Origin of the sequence: Halobacillus massiliensis, assembly GCF_900166625.1 — a bacterium.
Lineage (GTDB): Bacteria > Bacillota > Bacilli > Bacillales > Halobacillaceae > Halobacillus_A > Halobacillus_A massiliensis.
The window spans coordinates 3,188,068-3,210,133 of sequence record NZ_LT800499.1 but is presented as its reverse complement, the minus strand read 5'-3'; the positions used below and the strand labels follow the sequence as shown (position 1 = coordinate 3,210,133).

The window sequence follows — 22,066 nt, the reverse complement described above, 5'->3', positions numbered from 1 at the left end:
ATAGATGAACACACAAGTTAAAGAAAAGCTAAAAACCCCACTCGATTGGGGAAGAGCGGCCTGTGATTCGTTAATGAATACTTATGCCGCTTCCGAACTTCCACCTGACGGCCGCTGGCATTATCATCAGGGGGTTTTCTTAGAAAGCATGCGGCAGCTAAAAGAAATTACCGGCGGGGACGATTACTACAATTATATAAAAGCTTATGTGGATCATAATATCGATGAGAATGGAAACTTTCTCTGGAATCGAAAAGAACTGGATGCTATCCAGGCAGGTCTCCTGCTGTTTGAGCTTGATGAGCGGGAAGAAGACGATCGTTATCGCAAGGCTGCCAAAAAGCTCCGCAGCATGTTTCCAACATTAAACCGTACATCTGATGGAGGATTTTGGCATAAAGATCATTATCCCTACCAAATGTGGCTGGACGGGCTTTATATGGGCGGGGTGTTTGCGATGAACTATGCGAAAGCCTATAACGAGGCTGAATTGATTGAAATGGTTCTTGAACAGGAACGGCTGATGAGAAAACATACACTTGACCCAAATACCGGGCTTTATCATCACGCATGGGATGAAAGCAGAAAGCAGTCATGGGCAGATCCTCAAACAGGCCGGTCACCTGAATTCTGGGGCCGGGCCATCGGATGGTATGGCATTACGTATAACGAAATTCTGGACTTCCTGCCGGCGAATCACCCATCAAGAAAGGATTTAACGGAAGCCCTCAGTAATATGGTAGAGAGCCTCGTGCGCTATCAGGATGGTGAAACAGGGATGTGGTATCAGGTGGTAGATAAGCCTCAAGAGCAGGACAACTGGATGGAAACATCTTGTACAGCGTTGTTTGTTTATACAATTGCTCGGGGAATTCGGGAAGGGCATGTGGATGAAAGCTATAAGGAGCAGGCGGTTAAAGGTTACCGCGGCCTGCTGGAGCGCATGAAATTTAATGAAGCCGGTGATTTTGTGATGCCGGAAATCTGTATCGGTACGGGTGTTGGAGATTATGAACATTATATCAACCGGCCGAAAACAGACAATGATCTTCACGGTGTAGGATCTTTCGTACTGGCAAGTATTGAAATGCAGCATTTACTGCCTGAACTGTAGGAGTGACTTAATAAATAAACGGAGTTGTCTATATGAAGAAATTTGCTGTGTGCGGTGTAAGTAAACGAGCCAACGATATGTTTATTAAACCAATGATAGGGACGTTTAAAGGGACGAGTCGACTTGTGGCGCTGCTGGATAAGGATCCTAAAAGATTTGAAGTCTGTAAGTCGTCTTTTCCTAAAGTAAAAGATGTGCCGGAGTACAAAGAAGATGAATTTGATAAAATGCTTCTTGAAACGAAACCAGATGTAGTAATCGTAACAAGTCGTGATGATACGCACGTAGATTATATTTTAAAAGCTTTATCTAATGATATTGATGTGATCACTGAAAAGCCAATGACGACAACAGCACGCGACAGCAGCAGAGTGATGAAGGCGGAGAAAAAAAGCAAAGGAAAAGTGACGGTTACTTTCAATTACCGCTACAGTCCCTATCACATGAAAATAAAGGAGCTTATCCTTTCCGGTAAAATCGGCCGGGTGACATCGGTCGATCTGAACTGGTATATCGATACGTATCACGGTTCCAGTTATTTTCAGCGTTGGAACCGGATGAGGGAATTTTCAGGCGGCTTATCTATCCACAAAAGTTCTCATCACTTTGACCTTGTCAACTGGTGGCTTGGCCAGAAGCCCGTGGAAGTTTTCGCTTTTGGAGCATTGAATTATTACGGCCCAGAAAGCGAACACAATCCTCTTAAAGAGGACGGCCGCCATTGTCAGACATGCCATGTCAAGGACGATTGCTCATACTATACTCGCTGGAATTCACGAAGCAACAGTGCAATCGTGAAGGATGATCATATTGATTCCGATACAAAGCGAAAAGATGGATATACAAACTACCGGCCTGATCAGTGTATTTTTGATTCTGAGATTGAGATTGAAGATACGTATACGGCGACAGTCCGATACGAAAAAGGGGCACTGCTCAGCTATTCGATTAATTTCTCACTGCCTTATGAAGGATACCGATTAACGATTAACGGTACCAAAGGACGGATTGAAACGACGGAATATCATGCCCCGTCCCGTGTTCCTTTCCCGGTTCCAGAGCAGACGATCGATTACTTCCCGTTGTTTGGTTCCAAAGAAACGATTCATGTAGTGAAACAGGAAGGCGGACACGGTGGGGGAGATCCTGTAATTCAAGAGGATATTTTCTTAGGGGAAGCGCCACACCGCGGCTATTCCATTCTATCCGGCAGTGAGGATGGAGCGTACGCTGTTACAACAGGTGAAGCTGTGTGGCGTTCTGTAAAGGAAAAGAAACCAATGCTGATCGAGGAATTGCTCAGTGAGGAGCAGTCGCTGTCTCGTATGTCTTAACGATTAGAAGGAGGTTTTTGAAATGTTGGGTGGTCGTTTGTTAACGGGAGTGCTGGCTTTTTGTAATTGGGTGACTCATTTTGCCCTCCTCAACCTCTTATGGATAGCAGGTACATTAATGGGCGGCATAGTGCTGGGTATTGCGCCAAGTACTGTGGCAATGTACACCGTTACTAGAAAGCAGGTAATGGGTGATGATAACGTCCCCCTGACGAGAACCTTCTTTTCTGCCTATCGTCAGGAATTTTTTCGGGCCAATGGGGCTGCGTTGATTCTTACCGTCATTGGCTGGCTGTGCTTTTATGATCTTCATTTTTTCCGCCAGATGGAAGGGACGATTTATGTTTTCTTGACTTATGTTTTGATGGCAGCATGTCTTACCTTTATTATTTTGCTCACTTACTTTCTGCCGGTTTATGTACATTATAATTTAAAATTGAAGCAGATATTCAAGCAGGCACTCTTGATCGGTTTTTTAAAACCTAGTAATCTTATATTAATGATCGTAACCAGTTTATCCACCTATTATTTCTTTATTTCATTTCCAGGCTTCATTCCGCTGTTTGGATTTACTATATTCGCCCATTTAAACATGTGGATCGGCTTAAAATGTTTTGAAACGATTGAAGAAATTAAGCTGGAGAGCAATGCAGCATAGTGAGAATCAGCGGTCCAATAAGGGCCGCTTTTTCCAATCGTCGGGCGAAATGGATTCAGGAGTGACAGCTTATGGAAATCGTTTTTATATTTTTAAATATCATCGTTCCCGTGTTTATTCTTATAGGTCTAGGTTCCTGGATGCATTTGAAATTTTCGCTCGATTTGTACACATTGGCAAAGTTAAATATTTATTTTTTAAGTCCGGGGTTTGTCCTCGTTAACTTATACGAATCTTCTTTTTCAATCGATTTGCTGGGACAGATCTTTCTTTTTTTCAGCTTATTTATATTCAGTTTGCTTATAGTTGTACAGATCGTCGGCAAGGTTGGAAAATATAAGAAAAGTGTCAGAGGAGTATTTACGAACAGTGTTCTTCTTTACAATTCGGGGAATTACGGGGTACCAGTAAATGATCTGGCGTTTAAACAAGATCCTTTTGCAGCCACAATACAGGTTATTGTTATGACTTTTCAAAATGTCCTATCTTATACGTTTGGGATCTTTTCATTAAGATCGGTGGAAGAAGGAAAACTAAGGGCACTTATCGGATTGTTTAAAATGCCTGCAATTTATGCGATGGCCGCTGGTGTCCTGCTCAATATCGGAAATGTACAAATCCCCGGGTTTCTGATTAAACCCGGGGAGTATATTGCTAATGCTATGATTGGGATCGCACTGCTGACACTTGGCGCCCAGGTTGCTCAGCTGACCTTTAAGCTTAAACTGCTCGTCGTCTATATAAGTTTAATGATCCGTCTTGCTCTTGGTCCTGTTATCGCCTATTCCCTAATTATTCTGCTCGGTTACGATGGGATTCTTGCCCAGGCTCTGCTCATTTCCTCAGGAATGCCAAGCTCTGTGAATAGTGCGATCATTTCACAGGAATATAATAACGAGCCGGAACTGGCAGCGCAAATTGTTTTATCCTCTACCATCTTTAGTATGGTTACCGTTACACTCACAATTTTTGCAGCCCAGCAGTTATTTTAAAGGTTTATGTAATCAGCTATCGGATGGGGAAGGACCGATAATTCACGGGCTGCAAGCCGTGCAACAATCTTCGCTCCTTCTTCATTTAGGTGAGTATCATCCTGAACGCCATTTGGAAAATTGCTGAATTTGCTGGGAGCTAGATGCATAAAGAGAGACTTTGAGCCATCGACTCCCAACACGTTTATATATTCCTCCGTTCTTTTAGTGAGGTCAATAAGCGGTACATTCATTTCAGAAGCGAGCTGTCTCATTGCTTCTGGATAATTTCCATGAGTTTCCATCAAACGGCTTGTTTTATTAAAATTACGCCTCTGAATAGAAGTGAACAGGAGGGGAAGGGCTCCTTTTTCTCTGGCAGCCTTCACATACTGAGCTAAAAAGTTTTTATAAGATGAAAAAGGGTCAGTCCGTCTTTCTTCTTCCGGCTTGCTGTCATTATGACCAAACTGGATCAGCAGAAAATCACCTTCACATATCTCATTTATAATACCCTGCAGTCTTCCTTCATGGATAAAGCTTTTTGAACTTCTGCCATTTGCTGCTTTATTGCAGACAACCGCTTCTTTTTTTAAGAAAAGAGAGAGCTTCTGTCCCCACCCCATTTGCGGGAACTGTGACTCAGGATAGTCCGCCATTGTAGAATCGCCGGCGAGAAATAAATTAGTCTTCTTCATTAACTGCCCCCTCATTTAGCTGCCTGCAGGAAGGTGTAATATTTAACTCAGGCTTTAAATAAATCGCTTCTTGTATGTCTTCTTCCTGTATAAGAGCGATCAAGGCTGCTGCCAGTTGTTCCGTAATGATTTCAAGAGGGACCCCTGTAGTGGAAAGCGGAACCTCAAAGGCCTCAGTTGCCGGAATGTTATCATAGCTGATTAAGGAAAAGTCATTAGGAACGGTTAAACTATGTTCTTTAATGGCCTGCATACAGCCGTGTGATAAATCATGGCTTCCGCTAATTATCGCTGTAGGACGGTTTGGATGCTCCAACAGCTTTCTCATAGCCATATACCCGTTGTACTGTTCAAGATCAGAGACGGAGATAACCGGACAAGCCGAGGGATCTTCCGCTTTTTGAATCGCTTCTATAAATCCATTAACTTTTTCTTTTTGCAGGTGATCGTCCTCCAAATCTCCGATGTAGGAAATCTTCTGATGTCCCATTGACAGCAGATAATTAACGGCTTTCATAATCGCCTGTTTGCGCTGCACATCTACGGTCGGGAAAGAAGAACGTCCGGCAATCCCGTAAGTCACAATCGGTACTGTAGACCCGCTTACATCACTGGTACTGTTTTTCTCATCAAAGGCTACGATGGCATCTACCTGATACCTGTTAAATGTATCAATCGCTGATTTCATTTCATTAATGGAAATCAGAGTAGTATATGAATGTTTTTCAAGCTGTTTGTTCAAACCGGTAATGAGAGCTGAATGTGTGACTCGTTCAATGGTCGGCCAGACCACTCCAATGGTATGAGACCGCTTGGAAACAAGGCTCCTTGCTGCAGCGTTCGGCCGGTAGCCGAGCTGATTTGCAATCTCTAATATTTTCTTTTTTGTCGGCTCTTTTACGAGCGGACTGTCTCTTAAAGCTTTAGATACGGTAGAATAACTGACCCCGGCACTTTTGGCTATATCTTTAATAGTGACTCCCATAATCGGCAGCCCTCCTTTTATACTATTATTATAATGAACCTATAGACGAGTGACAATGCAGCGGCTATGCTGCAATTGACAAAGGACTACTTTACATTTACAATAATAACAACGTTGTTATTATTGTGCAAATCAATATTATTTTAAGGAATGGGGAGGCGTAACATCTATGAATTCATTATTTTCTTTAAATGGAAAAACGGCGCTTGTAACAGGCGCAAGCAGAGGACTGGGCCAGGGGATAGCCGTTGGTTTAGCAGAGTTTGGCGCAGCAGTTATCGGCGTCGGGACAAGGGACCTAACCGATACTAAGAAAAAAGTAGAAGCAGCCGGCGGCACTTTTTATGAAGTGATTACAGATCTATCTAATGATGGAGCGGCAGCACAGCTTGCAGCAGATGCAGTTGGCAAAACAGGCCAAGTCGATATTTTAGTTAACAACGCGGGGATTATCCGCCGTTCAGAAGCTGAAAACTTTTCCGATGAAGACTGGTTTAATGTAATTGATGTGAACCAGCATGCTGTCTTTCAGCTGACAAGAGAAATTGGCAGACATATGCTTGAAAATGGTTCAGGAAAAATAATTAATATCGCCTCCATGCTTTCCTACCAGGGAGGTTTAAAAGTACCTGCATATACTGCCAGCAAGCACGCTGTCGCTGGCCTTACTAAATCATTCGCTAATGAATGGTCCAGCCGCGGAGTATACGTAAATGCAATAGCACCCGGGTATATGGCAACAGACAACACCGCGCCGATACGTGAAGATGAAGATCGGAACGCCTATATTACCTCACGAATCCCTCAAGGGAGATGGGGGACACCGGAAGATTTGAAGGGAGCGGCTGTGTTTCTTGCATCCGATGCCTCTAATTATGTGAACGGACATATTTTAAATGTTGACGGCGGGTGGATGAGCTCTTAATTTTCTTCAACCATTTTCCAGCCTCTTTACCGTTGATTGGGTAAACGGAATGCTGTAGAGCAGTTTACTGTTTTAATGGAAAACTCTCCTCTTACAACAATGTGCCGTTTAGACTCATATTAATAAAGGGCCTGGGGAAACGGCGAGACTAAAATGGGAAGCTCACCGTTCGCTCATGGAAAGAGAGTCTTTCTCCAGACCCGTTTTTCTATATCAAGGTAAACGGAACGGTCTTCAGCCCCGCTTTTAATGAATTTTACTCAGAAGAGCTTTTAAAAATCCGGTTAATACCGGCTTTTTTTAATGGAGGAGAGTTTCAATATGAATCGTACAGATCATTTCTTGGAAGAGTTATATAAAGGAACTCTGGAAGGCGAATTCGAATCAAGAACAGAGATGAAAAGAAAACTGTCTTCCCTGCTTGGTGAATTTCCAGAAAACCAGCTTGTTGTAAAAAAAGAAAAGCAGTCAACAGAAGTTTTCACCCGTTACTCGAAAGAAAGGTATGTTATTCAATCAACTGACAATCTCAAAGTTCCTGTTGACGTCCTGAGACCGAGCGGAAAAATATCTGGAAGTGTCCTTGCCATCCACGGTCACGGCAGCGGAAACAGAGAGCTTACTGATAAAGATTATAAAGGCCTCCATAATCATTTTGCGGTACAATTAGCCGAACTCGGACTTACGGTTTATGTTCCTCAGCTTATTGGTTTTGGAGATAGAAGACTCACAAAGGATATCGAAGAAGGAAATTTAAATTCCTGTTATTCGTTAGCTGTCCATTTATTAATGACAGGAAAAACATTAGCAGGATTAAGAGTATTTGAGATGAAGCGGGTTTTAGATTTTATAAAAAAAGAAGAGTCGGGAAAAGTTGGTGTTATGGGTTTTTCAGGTGGCGGATGGATCGCCGCTCTGCTGGCAATTTTAGATAAACGACTGGAAGCAGTTGTGCTGAGTGGATTTGCCGGCACCTTTCATGGGAGTATTTTAGCCTCGAATCACTGCATCGATAATTATATTCCAGGGCTGCTGCGACTGGGCGAGCTGCCTGACTTACTAAAATTAATAGCTCCCCGGCCGTTGTTTATAGAATCCGGCCGGAAAGACTCTACTTTTCCAGCCGCGGAGGCGGAAAAAGCTTATGCAAGTTTAAAAGAGGCATATAACAGCAGAAAGGCGGCTGGACGCTTAACATTGGATTTATTTGAAGGGGAGCATGAAGTAAGCGGACGAAGGTCGCTAAATTGGCTCAAGACCCGACTCACTTAGTGATTCAGGCATTTCTATAGGTACACGTTCTGGAATTTGAGTTATAATTACTAGATATTCCCTACGAACAGATTGAGAGGAAGTTTTGTATATGCTTAGCGCTGTGAATTTATATTTGCAAAAAATCATGCCCTATATTACACCCGCTGCTGTCGTCATCGGAGTGTTGCTGAATGACTGGCTGAGTATATATGTATTTCTCGTTCCGTGGATTTTTGCATTTATGACTTTTTCCGGAAGCCTCGGCTCAAATTTTCATGACTTAAGAAACGTCATGCGCCATCCCTTATCTCTGATCATATGTCTAGTCGTCCTTCATTTGATTATGCCTCTGATCGCATTAGGTGCAGGAAAGATTCTTTTTCCCGGAGATGAGATGACAACAATAGGTCTTGTCCTATCCTTTGTTATACCGACTGGGATTACGAGTTTAATATGGGTAGCCATCTATAAGGGAAATGTAGTGCTGACTCTCTCAATTATTTTGATCGACACTCTGCTGGCTCCGTTTATCGTTCCACTTGTCCTGCAAGTTCTTGTGGGAAATCGTATCGAAATGAGTCCGGTTGATATTATGGCAGGGCTCCTCTGGATGATTGTCATTCCCTCAATCCTGGGAATGTGTGTAAATCAGTGGATGAATCCTCGGAAAACGAGAAAGCTTGAAGCTAACTTAGCTCCGTTTACTAAAATTGGGATCGGTACTGTTGTTGCAATAAACAGTTCAGCTGTCGCTCCTTATTTAAAAAATATTGATGTAAAACTTCTCTTAGTTGCATTAACTGTATTTTTTCTTGCCGTCCTTGCTTACTATATTGGTTATTTGTCTGGTAAGCTGAGCGGACTTGACCGGGCGAGTAATATTTCCCTTACTTTTAACAGCGGTATGAGAAACATTAGTGGGGGCGCTGTTATTGCGATTACCTATTTTCCTCCTCCTGCAGCCGTCCCTGTTATCGTTGGTATGCTGTTTCAGCAGGTGTTAGCTTCATTGACGGGGAGCTTATTGAGTAAAAGGGACAGAGCAGGAAAGAAAGAGAGTAGAAGTGCAGGATAAAAAAGGTACCAGGCCGACACTGCCTGATACCTTTTTTTATACACCCGCTTCCGTGCGGCCCCCCACAGGGGATTTATCTTTTATCTCCTCGTTATATAAGTGACAGGCTGCAAAATGATCTTTTTCAACTTCCTGCCATACCGGTGTGAATTCCGCGCAGGCTTTCATCGCAAATGGGCAGCGTGTTCGAAAAACACATCCGCTTGGAGGATCAATCGGGCTTGGGAGTTCACCTTCAATAATGACTTGTTCGCGGCTGTCTTCTACATCAGGATCCGGAATAGGGATGGCTGAAAGAAGTGCCTGAGTGTAGGGGTGCAATGGTTTATCATAAAGCTGCTCGCTTGTAGTCAGCTCCACCATATGCCCTAAATACATAACACCGATACGGTCAGAAATGTGTTTTACCATGGAAAGGTCATGGGCAATAAATAAATACGTTAACCCTTTTTCCTCCTGCAGTCGTTCGAGCAGATTTACCACCTGGGCTTGCACGGAAACATCAAGGGCTGAAATAGGTTCGTCGGCAATAATCAAATCTGGATCCAATGCGAGCGCTCTTGCTATTCCAATCCGCTGGCGCTGACCCCCACTGAACTCATGTGGATATCTGTTCGCATGATCTCTATTAAGACCGACTTCTTCTAAAAGTTCATACACCCGGTTTAGTCTTTCTTTTTCTGTTTTGTAGAGTTTGTGGACAATCATCGGTTCTGAAATAATATCTGCGACCGTCGATCGCGGATTTAAGGAAGCATAAGGGTCTTGGAAAATCATCTGCATCTGTCTTTTTAATTTAAAGCTGTCCTCTTCGCCGAGTGAATGAACATCTCTAGAGTTAAACAATACTTGGCCGTCTGTTCGGTTGTACAAATTTAGAATGGTTCTTCCTGCTGTAGACTTTCCGCATCCCGATTCTCCTACAAGTCCGAAGGTTTCACCTTTATGAATATCAAAGCTGATCCCATCGACCGCTTTTAATGTTTTACCTTTTCCAAGATAAAAATGCTTTTTTAAGTTTCGGACTTGGAGTGTTTTCTCTTCTCTCATCTGTGATCCTCCGATTCTTTCCAATATCTTCTGGCTAAGCATAGTTCTTTTTCATAGATGGTTCCTTCTAGAGGAATAATTTCTATCGTTTTCCCTGTCTTCGGAGAGTGGATCATTTTACCGTCACCATAGTATATACCGACATGGTGAATCATTCCTTTGCCATTTTCGTAGGCGAAAAATAAAAGATCTCCCGGCTGAATCTCATCAAGTTCCACTTCTTCTCCAGCTGTCGCCTGATCTGTCGCGTCACGTGGGATGACGTAGCCATTGGCTTTGTGCATGTTATAAGCAAAGCCTGAGCAATCATAGCCGTAAGAGCTCATACCTCCCCAGAAATAAGGGAGATCCAGAAATGTTTCCCCTGCTTCAAGAATAGCCTTTCCGTTTCCTTGAGGAATTTGCTCTTTAGATGGATAGATGGAAATGTCCCTCTCAGGTACAAGTCCGATACCGTGTGGTGTTCTTACACGGATAAACTCTCCTTCCTCTGATAAAGCAGGGAGGGAGGTTAAATAGCTGATTTCAAACATCGGTTCTCCTTTTTCATCAATCAAAAGTGTGGTGTTCTTCTTAACCACTGCTATCCCTTTTCCTGTCCATTCATCTTCAGGGATTTCTTTCAACTGCTTAACAGGAACAAATCCAGGATACCCGCGATCGTCTTTTTTAGATGGCTGGGTAGGAATAATTACACGGGCCCACTCGTTTTCAATATTATCTACAAGAACTTTTTCACCATAAAGCAGCTGGGACTGAACCAGATTTTCATCACTGAGTGAAAGACTAGTCTCATAGGTCAATGAATCGAGCCATTCTTTAATTTTTGCAGGGTTTGAAATCCCTGGTAAATCGATCGATCGGGGAGATTCTATCGTTGTCCATACTGTTGCAACAGGTACTTGGACAACCCAGGTTGTACGTGTAGCTTCTGCTTGTGTCATTAACTTCCCTCCTTTTTATTCAATCTATTTTCACGGATTGTACGCCAAGCCCATAATCTTCAGATAGTGTAATGAAATTTTTATCAAAGATAACTCCACCCTTTACAGGATCTGAGGAGAGCATAAGCGGTGCGTCAAAGTCGAAATGAGTAATATTCTTCTGACTGGCTGCAAAATGAGCAGCAGCGGTAATCCCGAGCTTCGTTTCAATCATACTGCCGACCATACAAGGAATACCGAAGGATTCAGCAAGCTTATTAATCTTTAAAGCCTGATGAATACCCCCTGACTTCATCAGTTTAATATTAATCATGTCGGCACTTCTCGTTTCTATCACTCTTCTAGCATCAAAGATAGAAAAGACACTTTCATCTGCCATGATAGGAATAAGCGTCTGTTGGGAAACTTTTTTTAAACCTTCAATATCATGGGCTGAGACAGGCTGCTCGATAAGCTCTATCCCTAAATTCAAATCTTCCATGCGGCGGATGGCATAAACAGCCTCGTTTACCGTCCATCCCTGATTGGCATCAAGTCTGATAACAGGGGAAGGGCCGACCTCATCACGAATTGCTTGTATTCTTTGAATATCTTTTTCAATTGTGTCTTTTCCTACTTTAATTTTTAAAATATTAAATCCATCAGCCATATACTTTCCTGCATCAGTGGCCATTTCATTCGGTTCATTTATGCTAACTGTATAATCTGTCTCCAGTTTGCTGCGATACCCGCCTAAGAGCTGATAAAGTGGAAGTCGGCATTTCTGTCCTAAACAATCGTAAATCGCCATATCGACAGCTGCTTTTGCACTCGTATTTCCTGCTAAACATTGTTGAATCGTTTGAAATAATTTTTCTCTATTTAAAAGTGTTTTCCCTAAAATAGCAGGTTTTAAAATACTTTGTATAGCATATTCAATACTCAATAGGCTTTCCCCAGTTATAACATGGGTAGGGGGAGCTTCCCCCCAGCCAGTTATCTGATTGTCGCAAGTTATTTTTACATAGATGGCTTCTGCTACTGTTACCGTTCGGAGCGCGGTTTTAAAGGGCTTTTTCAAAGGAACGGCCATTCGGAAGGTTTCAATTGATTGTATATTCACAGATCCGCCCCCTTTCTTCTTACCATGCCACACCCGGCTGGATGGTTAAGGTTTTAGTAATAGTAGATAATTCTGCTTTAGCTCCCAGTGGGACAGCATAATGAGGGAGGCAGTGGCCGATTTTAAAACCAGATATCACAGGTACATCCAGGTCGGAAAAATAGTGGTCGAACACCTTTTCTAAACTTAGAGACTCTTCTCGTTTCTTCGGTTCTGCATCTTTGAAATCTCCTACTACAATCCCGGCTGCTTCTGATAGTTTACCAGATAGTTTAAGCTGGCTTAAAAAAGAATCTATTCTGTAAGGCTCCTCGCCAATATCCTCAATCAGCAGGAGTTTTCCTTTAGAATCGATTTCATAAGGGGAGCCAATCGTATTAACGAGTAAAGATAAGTTTCCGCCGACTAATTCTCCGGATCCTTCCCCTTCTGAGAGAGTATGTAAAGGATTAATAGATTCAGAATAAGTAAGCTCGGTTGGATGAAACAACTGATTAAACATTAGAGTGGAAAAAGCATCAAAATCATCTTTGCCAATATCAGAGCTGAGCATCGGACCGTGAAAAGTGATCAGCCCTGTTTTTTGGCGAATAGCGGTATGTAAATAAGTGATGTCGCTGTAGCCCCAAAAAATCTTAGGATGTTTTTGAATGAGCTTGTAGTCGATCTGATCAACAATACGGCTCGTGCCAAAACCTCCGCCTGCACAAAAAACGGCATCTATTGTACGGTCGGAAAACATAAGGTGTAGGTCATGAAGCCTTTCCTCATCACTGCCGGCAAGATATCCATATGTACTCGACACATGGGGGGCAACTTTTACATGAAGCCCCAGGCTGTTGAAAAAAGGAATAGCTTTATGCAGGTTTGTCAGATTGGGTGGACTGGCCGGTGCGATAACACCGATAGTTTGACCTGGCTTTAATCGTTTTGGGAAAATCATGATCTGGCCTCCTGTTTATGTCTATAAGCAGGGGAGAACCCATACAAATGTATGGGTCCTCACACTGTTACTTTTATTCTTTTGTGGCCCATTTCAGTTCAAGGTAACCTACAGGGTGGCGGACAATACCGTCCACATTTTCTTTTTGCAGATGGACCTGGTTATAGAAGTGGATAGGGAAGATCGGCATTTCTTCCATTAAAATCTTTTCGGCTTCATACATATATTCAAAGCGCTGTTCTTCATCTGTTTCCTCTTTCGCATCGGCAATCAGCTTATCATATTCTTCATTGGACCAGCCTGTACGGTTCATAGAAGAATCTGTAACAAAGCTTTCCAGGAAGTTTATCGGATCTGCATAATCAGCAAGGAAAGAACTGCGGGAAAGCTGGTGTTTCAAGGCTTTCTGATCCTCGAGGAAAACGTTCCATTCCGTGTTTTCAAGTGTGACGTCGATTCCTAAGTTCTCGCTGTACATTTCCTGAATCGCTTCAGCAATACTCTTATTCGTTTCGTCCGTATTGTAAGTCAATGTGATATCAGGAAGCTCATCATATCCTTCTTCTTCCATACCTTCTTCAAGAAGTTTTTTAGCTTCTTCCGGGTTGAATTCAACAAGTTTGCCGCTTTGTTCACGGAAATCATTACCGTTAGCATCAGCGAATCCAGGTGAAACAAAGCCGTGGGCTGCTTCTTCGCCCATTTTTGTTACGTAATTGACGATGTCTTCACGGTTTACTGCCATTGCTAAAGCTTTACGGATTTTTTTATTCTGAAAAGGCTCTTCTTTTACATTAAAGCGGTAGAACTGATTTCCAGCCTGGTCTTCAATGGTCACATCTTCACTTTCAAGCAGCTGATCTGCCAGGTCTGCTGGAATTTCAGAATTATCGAGGTCGCCGCTTTCATACATTTGGTATTCCGTATTTGGATCATTTACCATGGCAAAACTTACTTCATTTAATTTTACGGTATCTGCATCCCAATATTCCTCATTTTTCTTTAATACCATTTCACTATCTTTCTCCCATTTATCAAGTGAGAAAGGACCGTTTCCGACAAAAGATTCAGCATCTGTAAACCACTCTTTGTTTTCTTCAGCGACCGATTGATTGATCGGGAAGAACGCCGGGTTGGAAATAATATTTAAAAAGTAATTCGTAGGGGCATTAAGAGTTACTTTCAGCTCTTTCTCATCAGTAGCTTCTACCATTACATCATCGGCTGATCCTTCTCCATTATTATAATCTTCAGCGCCTTCAATAAAATATCCAAGGAACGCAGCAGGAGATGCTGTTTCAGGATCTAATAGACGTTTCCAGGCAAATTCAAAATCTTCTGCAGTTACATCATCACCGTTTGACCATTTAGCATCTTCACGAATCGTAAAAGTGTAGACCGTTCCATCTTCAGATACATCAATGGACTCGGCCGTCGCTTCTTCCGGTTCATGCTCCTGGTTTAGACGGGTCATACCTTCCATTAAGTTGTTCAGCACATTCCAGGAAGCCGCGTCAAAGCCAATCGGCGGATCCAAAGAGGTGGGTTCTGTACCATTGTTTAGCAGGAGGGTGGAAGTATCGCTGCCGCCTGATTCTTCCCCGTCCTCACTTTCATTGTCATTTCCGGAACTCTCGTTTGCCGTACAGGCTGCCAGCATAACGACAACTACTAAGCTGAGCAAAACGGTTAACCACTTTTTCATACTCTTTTCCCCTTTCAATAATAAAAATCTCTAACTGGGTGAAGCCATATATTTTTTAGCCCTTTCATCTTGAAGCCAGCAGTCGACAGCATGAGTCTCGCTGAGTTCTGAATGAAAAGGGTAAATCCTTGAACAAACTTCCATTGCATGGGGGCATCTTGCGGTAAATGGACACCCTTCCGGGGGAGAAAATAAATCGGGTGGAGTCCCATCAATCGGAATGAGTTTTTCTCCTTTTTGATCAAGACGGGGGACGGAATGGAGCAGTCCCTGAGTATACGGGTGGCTCGGCCGGTGAAAAATATCACGTCTTGTACCCGTTTCGACAACCTTTCCTGCATACATCACGGAAACTCTGTCGGCAACTTTAGCTACCACTCCCAGATCGTGAGTGATTAAAATAATCGAAACACCGGTTTCCCGCTGGATTCTTTGAAACAGCTGTAATATCTGAGCTTGGATCGTCACATCAAGCGCTGTTGTCGGTTCATCTGCAATTAATAATTCCGGTTCACAAATAAGGGCCATGGCAATTACGATCCGTTGCCTCATCCCGCCGCTGAACTGATGCGGATATTGCTTCATTCTTTCATCCGGGTTAGGGATGCCGACAAGCTTTAGCATTTCAATTGCCTGCTTATTGGCTTCAGCGGAGGATACCCGGCGATGCTGACGGACTCCTTCAGTCAGCTGGTCTCCAATAGTAAGCGTCGGATTCAGCGCGGTCATCGGATCCTGAAAGATCATTGAAATATCAATACCCCGCACCTTTCGAATCGCTTTGTCCGACATTTTGGTAAGATCTTTACCTTTAAATGCAATTGAACCTTGTTTAATTTTTCCAGCAGGGGAGGGGATCAGTTTCATAATGCTGTTAGCTGTAACGCTTTTGCCGCATCCTGATTCTCCAACAATGGCCAATGTTTCTCCTTTATAAAGTTCTAAATTGACTCCTCGAATGGCTTGAACTTCTCCTCCGTAAGTTTGAAAGGAAACGTGAAGGTCTTGAATATCAAGTATTTTTTCCACTGAAGCTACCTCCTTAATTTAGGATCCAGGGCATCCTGTAAACCGTCACCTAAAACGTTAAACGCAAACATTGTTGCTGAGATAAAGAATGCTGGAAAGAACAGCCGCCACCAATGACCGGACAGAATGGTTCCAAGTGCATCATTCGCCATAACACCCCAGCTGGCAAACGGGGACTGTATACCCAATCCGAGAAAACTTAAGAAAGCTTCAGCAAAAATAGCGGTGGGAACCGTTAATGTCATCTGAACAATAATTGGACCCATCGTATTGGGGAGAAGATTCTTCTGAATAATCCGTTTCGTCTTTGCCCCAAATGACTGGGAGGCAAGCACATATTCATTTTGCTTTATTTGAAGTACCTGGCCCCGTACAATTCTCGCCATGCCAACCCACCCGGTGACAGTTAGTGCGATAATAATGGTCATCAGACTCGGTCCCATAACAACGAGCAGTAAAATAACGACAAGCAGATAAGGAAGTCCATATAAAACTTCAATAATACGCATCATAATATTGTCTGTTCTGCCGCCTTTATAGCCGGAAATGCCTCCATATGTAACACCAATAAAAAAATCAATGAGTGCGGCCATTAAGCCGACAAATAACGAAATTCTTGCTCCATACCATGTTCTTGTAAAAACATCTCTTCCCATATCATCCGTTCCAAACCAATGGGTAAGGGATGGAGGCTGGTTCTGATTAGAAAGCACCTGATGAGAGACTGAGTGTGGCGACAAAATCGGACCGAAGATCGCCATAATACCAAGCAAGATTAAGAAAAACAGACCGGCCATTGCCAGCTTATTTGTCCGCAGTCTTAGCCAGGCATCCTGCCAGTAGGAAAGAGAAGGTCGAACAACGGTTTCAGCGCTTTTTTCATTTTTTTCAATCGGTCGAAACCATTCGTCTGGAATCTCTGAATGATTGGTTTTTTTGTTTTTTGTAACAGGAAGCATTTTAGCTACCTCCTTCGTCGTGCAGCTTAATTCGAGGATCTAAAAGACCATACGCAATATCCACAAGGAACAGCATAAACACAAGAAATGCGCTGTAAAACACGGTAGTTCCCATAATTACCGGGTAATCCCGCTGGTTAATACTTTCTACGAAATACTTGCCCATTCCAGGAATCGCAAATATTTTCTCAATCACAAATGTGCCTGTTAAGATTCCGGCCATCAACGTTCCAAGTATAGTAACAACAGGCATCAGAGCATTTCTTAAGGCATGTTTAACGACTACTTTAAAAGGGGACAAGCCTTTGGCCCTGGCCGTTTTAATATAATCCTGTGTTAAAGTTTCGAGCATGCTCGAGCGGGTTAAACGAGCGATAATGGCCATTGGTCCAGTGGCGAGAGCAAGAATCGGAAGGATCATATGCATTGGAGAGCTCCACGTAGCCGCAGGAAAAAAGTTGCGGTTAACGGCCAATTCCTGAATTAACATTGTTGCCAGCACAAAGTTAGGAATGGAAATACCAAGCACGGCCACAGTCATCGCAACATAATCAATAATTCCATTATGTTTAAGCGCAGCCAGTACCCCAAGTGTAATACCGGATATAAGAGCGACAAGAATTGTCCAGATTCCAAGCTCAGCAGAAATGGGAAAGCCACGGCCGAGAAGGGAATTGACGGTTTCCGTCGGCTGTTTAATTGACGGACCAAAGTCAAATGTCACTATTGATTTTAAATATAAAATGTACTGAACAATGAGAGGCTCATCGAGATTAAAGTGCGCCTCCAAGTTTTGCTGAACCGCTTCATTGGTGGATCGCTCCTCATTTAAAGGCGAACCAGGAAGCAGATTCATGAGAAAGAAAGTTAATGTAGCGATAATAAGTATGGTAACAAGCATTAAAATAAAGCGTTTCAATATGTAACGGCCCATGGACGATCCCCCTAACTAAATGTCGTACGCATCGCGAGCTCAGTCATAACGATCATCGCCTGGTATGCTTCCAATATGTCTTTTGCCTGATAGGAGACCGTAGTTGTATTGGGCTCGATTTGAGTTCCTGGCATAAGATTCGCCCATTCGGCTTGTCCATAATTTGCAAATTCTATTCTCAATAATGGAGATTTTGGCGGGATCAGCGGTTGGATATTCTGGAGGTTTTCTATCGCTTCCACCGTCTTCTTATGTAACAGCTCTCCGGCTTTTTTTGGAGTTAATGTTTTAACAGCTGATCTTGAAATGGACTCTTTTACAGGAGCTGTGACGATATTAGGTATTAAGCCTTTCGCTTCCTCTGCTACACGATCATCGCCCGAGACCATAATTAAAGGAACATCATAATAGCCGGCAACATAAGCATTTAGTCCAAGTTCTCCTACTGCCATATCGTTTATGTAAAAATTGCGGACTCCAAATGTCATGGAGTGAGACATAACTCCCGGCTGATCAGCTCTTGAATGGTAGCCGAGGAAAATCGCTCCATCATATGTATCATTCAATCCCTGTACCATAGAAAAAGGTTTCACATCTCCTGTAATCAGCTGAGCCTCCGGGTGAATGTGTTCAATCAATAAATTATTCATTTTAGAATGACTGTCGTTTACTGTAACTTCCTTAATATTCTGTTCTAATGCCGATGAAATCACGTTATTCGCTTCTTCTGTCATTATCTTTCTGGCACGCTCATAATTGTGCTTTGAAGAATCAACGAAAGTATGATCCGGCAGTCCTGTTATTCCTTCCATATCTACGGAAAGATAAAGCTTCATCTTTGTACCCCCTGACGGTGCATGAAAAATTAGTAATTTTCTAATAATTTTATCAATCTTTCCTATAAAAGGCAATCTAGTTTAAAAAAATATATCAGAATTTTTACCTATGTTATGAAAAAGAGTTTTAGTAAATTTGTTAGAGGCGGTTGGGATTATGGGGGGATAAAGTGACTAAAAGCGCTGAAAGAGAAGGGAGAAGTGTCGAAAGAGCCAGGAAGCGCTGAAAGAGCGGAGAGAAGCGTGGAAAGAGGAAGAATCACCAGGAGAACAGCTGTCAAAATTAAAAGAGAAGATAGAGTCGTTTTACCGGCCATCAATAGGGGAATAGGATTTTATGGTACTGCTCAAGATAGACAGAGGAGGAAGCTTACTGTCATGTTATTTTCTGAATCGAAAGCTTCGGAACTTTCGAAATCCTCCATATTACTTGTACTGATTGGACTTTTGGCGGTAGGGAGCGGCGGCGCTCTATTCATGGAAATAGCAGAAGATGTCATGGAAAGAGAAAAGTTTGCCGTTGATGCAGCCGCCGCCCGTGTTGCAAGCGAAAGTCCGGCCTGGCTCACCACAGCTATGGGATGGATTACGGAGGCTGGATCTGTAACATTAATTACCATTTTTACGATTATTATGTTTTTCTGTTTACTGTTTTTTATCCCGTTAAGCAAGTGGACAGCCGTATATTTAGCGGTAGCTATGGTCGGGATCTCGGCCCTTACAAAGGTTTTAAAATTATTTTTTAGCAGGGAGAGGCCTGAGCTGTTAGCTGAGTATGATGGGACAGGGTACAGCTTTCCAAGTGGTCACACGTCCGGTGCTTCGGTTTTTTACGGCTTTATGATCTATGTGGTTCTCATCAGCCCTTTAAAGAAACCGTTAAAGTGGGTGATTAATACATGCCTTGTGCTCTTAATATTCCTTATATCATTCAGCCGGGTATTTTTAAACGTTCATTACTTTACTGATGTTATAGGAGGATTAACCATTGGTCTTTCATGGCTGGTCATCTGCATCGCAGCCCTGGAAATCATACTGTGGAGACAACGTAAAAGACGATTAACTCATACTAATTAATAAAAGGAGTTTTTTAACAATGCTTTATATCTTAGCTATTTTCTTACCACCAGTTGCTGTCCTTTTTACAGGACAAATTGGAAAAGCACTTCTAAATCTATTACTGACGGCACTATTTTTCGTACCCGGTGCCATCCATGCTGCGATTATTATTAAAGGATATTATGATAAGAAAAAAGCTCGGTAGCCTTTAGGCTTGCCGAGCTTTTTTTATACTCCCCGCTTATTTCCCCATAACAGGGCATGAACCTGTGGCAGTACTCTTACGTGATTGAGGGCGGAAGATTCCATGACTTTATCGATCAGCCATTCATATTTAGAGAGCAAGTCGGACGCTAGTCGTTCAGGCTGCTCCTCTTCCAAATCCTCATTGCCCACCTGAAGAAAAAACGGCACTTCTTCATATCTTTTGTGAACCTTCTCCGCGTACTCAAGGTCTTTCTTATTAAAAATTACGACCTTTAAGCTGGTATGGGAAAGGCGGCCATTAACTTTCAGGTTTTGAAGGATACCATCAAGTGTTTCCCAGTTAGTTTTCATTTTTGAACTTGGAGGCTTGGGAGATATCGTCAGGTCGTCAATTTCCAAGAACCATTCCTGCCAGCGGCTGCCTTGTGTTTCCAGGGCAACTTCGACTCTTAATTCGTGAAGAAGCTCAATCAATTCATTGAGGTGTTTTAAAAGTGCTGGATTCCCTCCGGATACGGTCACGTGGTCAAATTTGTCCCCACCGGTTTCTCGAAGCTCATGTACGATTTCTTCCGCTGTCATTCGCCGTACTTCTTCTTTCGCACTGCCATCCCATGTAAAAGCTGAATCACACCATGCACAGCTGTAGTCACAGCCGGCTGTTCGTACAAACATTGTTTTCCGGCCGACGACCATTCCTTCTCCTTGAATAGTGGGGCCGAAAATTTCTAAGACCGGAAATTTGTTAGCCATCGATCATCCACTCCCGTCTTGCTTCAGCATAGCTTGTTGGAGTTTCATAAAGTTTTACAAACTCCACACGGTAATCCTCGCGCTCTTCTGCTAATGCCTGCTCCATTTTTTCATAGACCCAGACAACCATGTTCTCTGCCGTAGTGTTCATGTTAGGGAGAGTATCGTTAAGGTATCTGTGATCCAGATGAATCTCGATTTGTTCCTTCCAAACCTTTTTAATATCGCCAAAATCGATGACAAGTCCAATATCATCGGTATACCCACTGATGCCAAACACGACACGATAAGTGTGACCGTGTAAGTTTTTGCATTTTCCTTCATAGCAATGTAGATGGTGGGCGGCATCAAATGTAAACTCTTTACTGACTAGAACCCGCTTGCTGTGATATCTTAGTTCATGTTTTTGAATATCTTTGTCCATCTTTTGGAGGTTTTCGACAATCGTGAAACCGAACATTTACTGAACCTCCTCTCTTCTCTGGAGATAATTCTCCAAACCGTTTCGACGCAGTTTACAGGCAGGACACTCACCGCAGCCATCTCCGATAATTCCGTTGTAGCATGTCAAAGTATGCTCACGGATATAGTCAAAAGCATTTAGCTGATCAGCCATCTCCCACGTTTCTTCCTTATCAAGCCACATGAGTGGTGTGTGAACGACAAACTCATCATCCATAGATAAATTAAGCGTTACATTTAAAGACTTAATAAATACATCTCGGCAATCGGGGTAACCGCTAAAGTCCGTTTGGCAGACTCCTGTAATTACATGGGCGGCACCGATTTGCTTGGCAAGAATCGCTGCAAAGGATAAGAAAAGAAGATTACGTCCTGGCACGAAAGTGGAAGGAAGCTCTCCATTTTCACCATCTTTCACCTCAATATCATCTCGGGTCAGTGCATTAGGTGCCAACTGGCTGAGTAACGACATATCTAGTACGTGATGCGTTACATTTAAATCCTGGGCAATTTTTTTCGCCACTTCTATTTCATCCTTATGACGCTGATTATAATCAAAGGTTACAGCTTCAACTTCTTCATATTTATTTAACGCCCAAAACAGGCATGTTGTACTGTCTTGCCCCCCGCTGAAGACGACTACTGCTTTATTATTCATAAAAAAAATCCCCTTTCTAATGAAAAAGAGAATTCTACTAACCCTAAAAACATAAAAAAACCGCACCTAAGGCAGGTACAGTTCCATCCTTAGTTTTTTATAGAGGGTGTAGCTAGAACCTCTCCTGCTGATTGCAGACTTTATTAAACTCCATCACCTTTAAGTATAACACAGTTAAGTGTAATAAAAAGGTCTTTTCTTCGTCCATTCGAAGTCTAAATCAAATAATGATTTCATATATAAGTCTGTGGTCTTACAAAAGATAAGTCTCTAGTTCATTAGCGGCTGGTGAAAAATAATATATGATAAAAGTACCAAATATTAAGAAAGTTTAAAACATCAAGTGACATTTATAGGTTATAGTGCACATGAGATTGTAAAAATGAGGAATAAAAATGAATCCGTAGATGT

Annotated in this window: 23 protein-coding genes and 1 riboswitch; of the genes, 9 read left to right on the top strand and 14 right to left on the bottom strand. The window is 42.5% G+C overall.

What is annotated here, in order from left to right; genetic code table 11:
• The first annotated feature begins 4 nt into the window (after positions 1 to 4).
• The 4 genes from B7E06_RS15975 (at position 5) to B7E06_RS15960 (ending at position 4,098) form a co-directional block, all read left to right on the top strand.
• Complete coding sequence (locus B7E06_RS15975) at positions 5 to 1,114, top strand: glycoside hydrolase family 88/105 protein (RefSeq protein ID WP_082234933.1); 1,110 nt, start codon at positions 5 to 7, stop codon at positions 1,112 to 1,114.
• 32 nt (positions 1,115 to 1,146) lie between these two features.
• A complete protein-coding gene (locus tag B7E06_RS15970) occupies positions 1,147 to 2,448 on the top strand; it encodes a Gfo/Idh/MocA family protein (protein ID WP_082234932.1) in 1,302 nt (433 codons plus the stop codon).
• A gap of 22 nt (positions 2,449 to 2,470) precedes the next feature.
• Positions 2,471 to 3,106, top strand: a complete 636-nt coding sequence (locus B7E06_RS15965) for a YesL family protein (protein ID WP_082234931.1) — start codon at positions 2,471 to 2,473, stop codon at positions 3,104 to 3,106.
• 71 nt (positions 3,107 to 3,177) lie between these two features.
• Positions 3,178 to 4,098 carry an AEC family transporter gene (locus tag B7E06_RS15960; protein ID WP_082234930.1) on the top strand — a complete coding sequence of 307 codons (921 nt, stop codon included), beginning with the start codon at positions 3,178 to 3,180 and terminating at the stop codon, positions 4,096 to 4,098.
• On the opposite strand, the gene B7E06_RS15955 is transcribed toward B7E06_RS15960, so the two are convergent.
• Together B7E06_RS15955 and B7E06_RS15950 are read right to left on the bottom strand one after the other, a co-directional pair.
• Positions 4,095 to 4,775: a rhamnogalacturonan acetylesterase gene (locus B7E06_RS15955; protein WP_082234929.1), complete on the bottom strand. Its 681-nt coding sequence runs from the start codon at positions 4,773 to 4,775 to the stop codon at positions 4,095 to 4,097. The two genes, B7E06_RS15960 and B7E06_RS15955, sit on opposite strands and share 4 nt — an antisense overlap.
• Positions 4,762 to 5,760, bottom strand: a complete 999-nt coding sequence (locus B7E06_RS15950; protein ID WP_082234928.1) for a LacI family DNA-binding transcriptional regulator — start codon at positions 5,758 to 5,760, stop codon at positions 4,762 to 4,764. The genes B7E06_RS15955 and B7E06_RS15950 overlap by 14 nt, the downstream gene beginning before the upstream one ends.
• A 169-nt stretch (positions 5,761 to 5,929) precedes the next feature.
• On the opposite strand from B7E06_RS15950, the gene kduD reads away from it, so the two are divergent.
• The 3 genes from kduD to B7E06_RS15935 all read left to right on the top strand — a co-directional run bounded on the left by kduD (position 5,930) and on the right by B7E06_RS15935 (position 9,014).
• A complete protein-coding gene (kduD, locus tag B7E06_RS15945; RefSeq protein ID WP_082234927.1) occupies positions 5,930 to 6,685 on the top strand; it encodes a 2-dehydro-3-deoxy-D-gluconate 5-dehydrogenase KduD in 756 nt (251 codons plus the stop codon).
• A 321-nt stretch (positions 6,686 to 7,006) separates the two neighbouring features.
• Entirely contained in the window at positions 7,007 to 7,957 is a 951-nt protein-coding gene (locus B7E06_RS15940; protein ID WP_082234926.1) for a dienelactone hydrolase family protein, read from the top strand.
• 91 nt (positions 7,958 to 8,048) lie between these two features.
• Entirely contained in the window at positions 8,049 to 9,014 is a 966-nt protein-coding gene (locus B7E06_RS15935) for a bile acid:sodium symporter family protein (protein WP_082234925.1), read from the top strand.
• Positions 9,015 to 9,050: 36 nt separating this feature from the next.
• Here the strand turns inward: B7E06_RS15935 and B7E06_RS15930 are convergent, their stop codons facing one another.
• From B7E06_RS15930 to B7E06_RS15890, 9 genes are all read right to left on the bottom strand, one after another.
• Positions 9,051 to 10,064, bottom strand: a complete 1,014-nt coding sequence (locus B7E06_RS15930) for an ABC transporter ATP-binding protein (RefSeq protein ID WP_082234924.1) — start codon at positions 10,062 to 10,064, stop codon at positions 9,051 to 9,053.
• The gene (locus B7E06_RS15925) at positions 10,061 to 11,008 is read right to left on the bottom strand and encodes a C40 family peptidase (RefSeq protein WP_082234923.1); all 948 of its coding nucleotides are present in this window, start codon (positions 11,006 to 11,008) and stop codon (positions 10,061 to 10,063) included. Before B7E06_RS15925 ends, B7E06_RS15930 begins: the two co-directional genes overlap by 4 nt.
• A gap of 19 nt (positions 11,009 to 11,027) precedes the next feature.
• Positions 11,028 to 12,110, bottom strand: coding sequence for a mandelate racemase/muconate lactonizing enzyme family protein (locus tag B7E06_RS15920; protein WP_082234922.1), 1,083 nt, complete (start codon positions 12,108 to 12,110; stop codon positions 11,028 to 11,030).
• Between the two features lie 19 nt (positions 12,111 to 12,129).
• Entirely contained in the window at positions 12,130 to 13,053 is a 924-nt protein-coding gene (locus tag B7E06_RS15915) for a S66 peptidase family protein (RefSeq protein WP_179134069.1), read from the bottom strand.
• Positions 13,054 to 13,126: 73 nt separating this feature from the next.
• Entirely contained in the window at positions 13,127 to 14,758 is a 1,632-nt protein-coding gene (locus tag B7E06_RS15910) for a peptide ABC transporter substrate-binding protein (protein WP_082234920.1), read from the bottom strand.
• Between the two features lie 30 nt (positions 14,759 to 14,788).
• On the bottom strand, positions 14,789 to 15,787 hold the full coding sequence (locus tag B7E06_RS15905) for an ABC transporter ATP-binding protein (protein WP_082234919.1): 999 nt from the start codon (positions 15,785 to 15,787) through the stop codon (positions 14,789 to 14,791).
• A gap of 5 nt (positions 15,788 to 15,792) precedes the next feature.
• On the bottom strand, positions 15,793 to 16,746 hold the full coding sequence (locus B7E06_RS15900; protein ID WP_082234918.1) for an ABC transporter permease: 954 nt from the start codon (positions 16,744 to 16,746) through the stop codon (positions 15,793 to 15,795).
• 1 nt (position 16,747) lies between these two features.
• Positions 16,748 to 17,680: an ABC transporter permease gene (locus tag B7E06_RS15895; RefSeq protein WP_082234917.1), complete on the bottom strand. Its 933-nt coding sequence runs from the start codon at positions 17,678 to 17,680 to the stop codon at positions 16,748 to 16,750.
• Positions 17,681 to 17,691: 11 nt separating this feature from the next.
• Positions 17,692 to 18,516, bottom strand: a complete 825-nt coding sequence (locus tag B7E06_RS15890; protein WP_082234916.1) for a M55 family metallopeptidase — start codon at positions 18,514 to 18,516, stop codon at positions 17,692 to 17,694.
• Between the two features lie 378 nt (positions 18,517 to 18,894).
• Between B7E06_RS15890 and B7E06_RS15885 the strand changes: the two genes are divergently transcribed.
• Entirely contained in the window at positions 18,895 to 19,593 is a 699-nt protein-coding gene (locus B7E06_RS15885; protein WP_082236034.1) for a phosphatase PAP2 family protein, read from the top strand.
• A gap of 19 nt (positions 19,594 to 19,612) precedes the next feature.
• Positions 19,613 to 19,780 (top strand): YqaE/Pmp3 family membrane protein, encoded by a 168-nt coding sequence (locus B7E06_RS15880; RefSeq protein WP_082234915.1) that lies wholly within the window; start codon positions 19,613 to 19,615, stop codon positions 19,778 to 19,780.
• 23 nt (positions 19,781 to 19,803) lie between these two features.
• Here B7E06_RS15880 and queE read toward each other — a convergent pair whose 3' ends face one another.
• Genes queE through queC form a run of 3 tightly spaced genes read right to left on the bottom strand, consistent with a single transcriptional unit; the run spans position 19,804 to position 21,655 of the window.
• A complete protein-coding gene (queE, locus tag B7E06_RS15875) occupies positions 19,804 to 20,535 on the bottom strand; it encodes a 7-carboxy-7-deazaguanine synthase QueE (RefSeq protein ID WP_082234914.1) in 732 nt (243 codons plus the stop codon).
• Positions 20,528 to 20,995: a 6-carboxytetrahydropterin synthase QueD gene (queD, locus tag B7E06_RS15870; RefSeq protein ID WP_082234913.1), complete on the bottom strand. Its 468-nt coding sequence runs from the start codon at positions 20,993 to 20,995 to the stop codon at positions 20,528 to 20,530. Before queD ends, queE begins: the two co-directional genes overlap by 8 nt.
• Positions 20,996 to 21,655 carry a 7-cyano-7-deazaguanine synthase QueC gene (gene queC / locus B7E06_RS15865; protein ID WP_082234912.1) on the bottom strand — a complete coding sequence of 220 codons (660 nt, stop codon included), beginning with the start codon at positions 21,653 to 21,655 and terminating at the stop codon, positions 20,996 to 20,998.
• An 83-nt stretch (positions 21,656 to 21,738) separates the two neighbouring features.
• A riboswitch (PreQ1 riboswitch) is annotated at positions 21,739 to 21,783 on the bottom strand.
• Positions 21,784 to 22,066 lie beyond the last annotated feature (283 nt).

What these genes read in the sequence shown, in the direction of transcription:
- B7E06_RS15975 (WP_082234933.1), top strand. Translation starts at nt 5, where the DNA reads ATGAACACACAAGTTAAAGAAAAGCTAAAAACCCCACTCGATTGGGGA.
- B7E06_RS15970 (WP_082234932.1), top strand. Translation starts at nt 1,147, where the DNA reads ATGAAGAAATTTGCTGTGTGCGGTGTAAGTAAACGAGCCAACGATATG.
- B7E06_RS15965 (WP_082234931.1), top strand. Translation starts at nt 2,471, where the DNA reads ATGTTGGGTGGTCGTTTGTTAACGGGAGTGCTGGCTTTTTGTAATTGG.
- B7E06_RS15960 (WP_082234930.1), top strand. Translation starts at nt 3,178, where the DNA reads ATGGAAATCGTTTTTATATTTTTAAATATCATCGTTCCCGTGTTTATT.
- B7E06_RS15955 (WP_082234929.1), bottom strand. Translation starts at nt 4,775, where the DNA reads ATGAAGAAGACTAATTTATTTCTCGCCGGCGATTCTACAATGGCGGAC.
- B7E06_RS15950 (WP_082234928.1), bottom strand. Translation starts at nt 5,760, where the DNA reads ATGGGAGTCACTATTAAAGATATAGCCAAAAGTGCCGGGGTCAGTTAT.
- kduD (WP_082234927.1), top strand. Translation starts at nt 5,930, where the DNA reads ATGAATTCATTATTTTCTTTAAATGGAAAAACGGCGCTTGTAACAGGC.
- B7E06_RS15940 (WP_082234926.1), top strand. Translation starts at nt 7,007, where the DNA reads ATGAATCGTACAGATCATTTCTTGGAAGAGTTATATAAAGGAACTCTG.
- B7E06_RS15935 (WP_082234925.1), top strand. Translation starts at nt 8,049, where the DNA reads ATGCTTAGCGCTGTGAATTTATATTTGCAAAAAATCATGCCCTATATT.
- B7E06_RS15930 (WP_082234924.1), bottom strand. Translation starts at nt 10,064, where the DNA reads ATGAGAGAAGAGAAAACACTCCAAGTCCGAAACTTAAAAAAGCATTTT.
- B7E06_RS15925 (WP_082234923.1), bottom strand. Translation starts at nt 11,008, where the DNA reads ATGACACAAGCAGAAGCTACACGTACAACCTGGGTTGTCCAAGTACCT.
- B7E06_RS15915 (WP_179134069.1), bottom strand. Translation starts at nt 13,053, where the DNA reads ATGATTTTCCCAAAACGATTAAAGCCAGGTCAAACTATCGGTGTTATC.
- B7E06_RS15910 (WP_082234920.1), bottom strand. Translation starts at nt 14,758, where the DNA reads ATGAAAAAGTGGTTAACCGTTTTGCTCAGCTTAGTAGTTGTCGTTATG.
- B7E06_RS15900 (WP_082234918.1), bottom strand. Translation starts at nt 16,746, where the DNA reads ATGCTTCCTGTTACAAAAAACAAAAAAACCAATCATTCAGAGATTCCA.
- B7E06_RS15895 (WP_082234917.1), bottom strand. Translation starts at nt 17,680, where the DNA reads ATGGGCCGTTACATATTGAAACGCTTTATTTTAATGCTTGTTACCATA.
- B7E06_RS15890 (WP_082234916.1), bottom strand. Translation starts at nt 18,516, where the DNA reads ATGAAGCTTTATCTTTCCGTAGATATGGAAGGAATAACAGGACTGCCG.
- B7E06_RS15885 (WP_082236034.1), top strand. Translation starts at nt 18,895, where the DNA reads ATGTTATTTTCTGAATCGAAAGCTTCGGAACTTTCGAAATCCTCCATA.
- B7E06_RS15880 (WP_082234915.1), top strand. Translation starts at nt 19,613, where the DNA reads ATGCTTTATATCTTAGCTATTTTCTTACCACCAGTTGCTGTCCTTTTT.
- queE (WP_082234914.1), bottom strand. Translation starts at nt 20,535, where the DNA reads ATGGCTAACAAATTTCCGGTCTTAGAAATTTTCGGCCCCACTATTCAA.
- queD (WP_082234913.1), bottom strand. Translation starts at nt 20,995, where the DNA reads ATGTTCGGTTTCACGATTGTCGAAAACCTCCAAAAGATGGACAAAGAT.
- queC (WP_082234912.1), bottom strand. Translation starts at nt 21,655, where the DNA reads ATGAATAATAAAGCAGTAGTCGTCTTCAGCGGGGGGCAAGACAGTACA.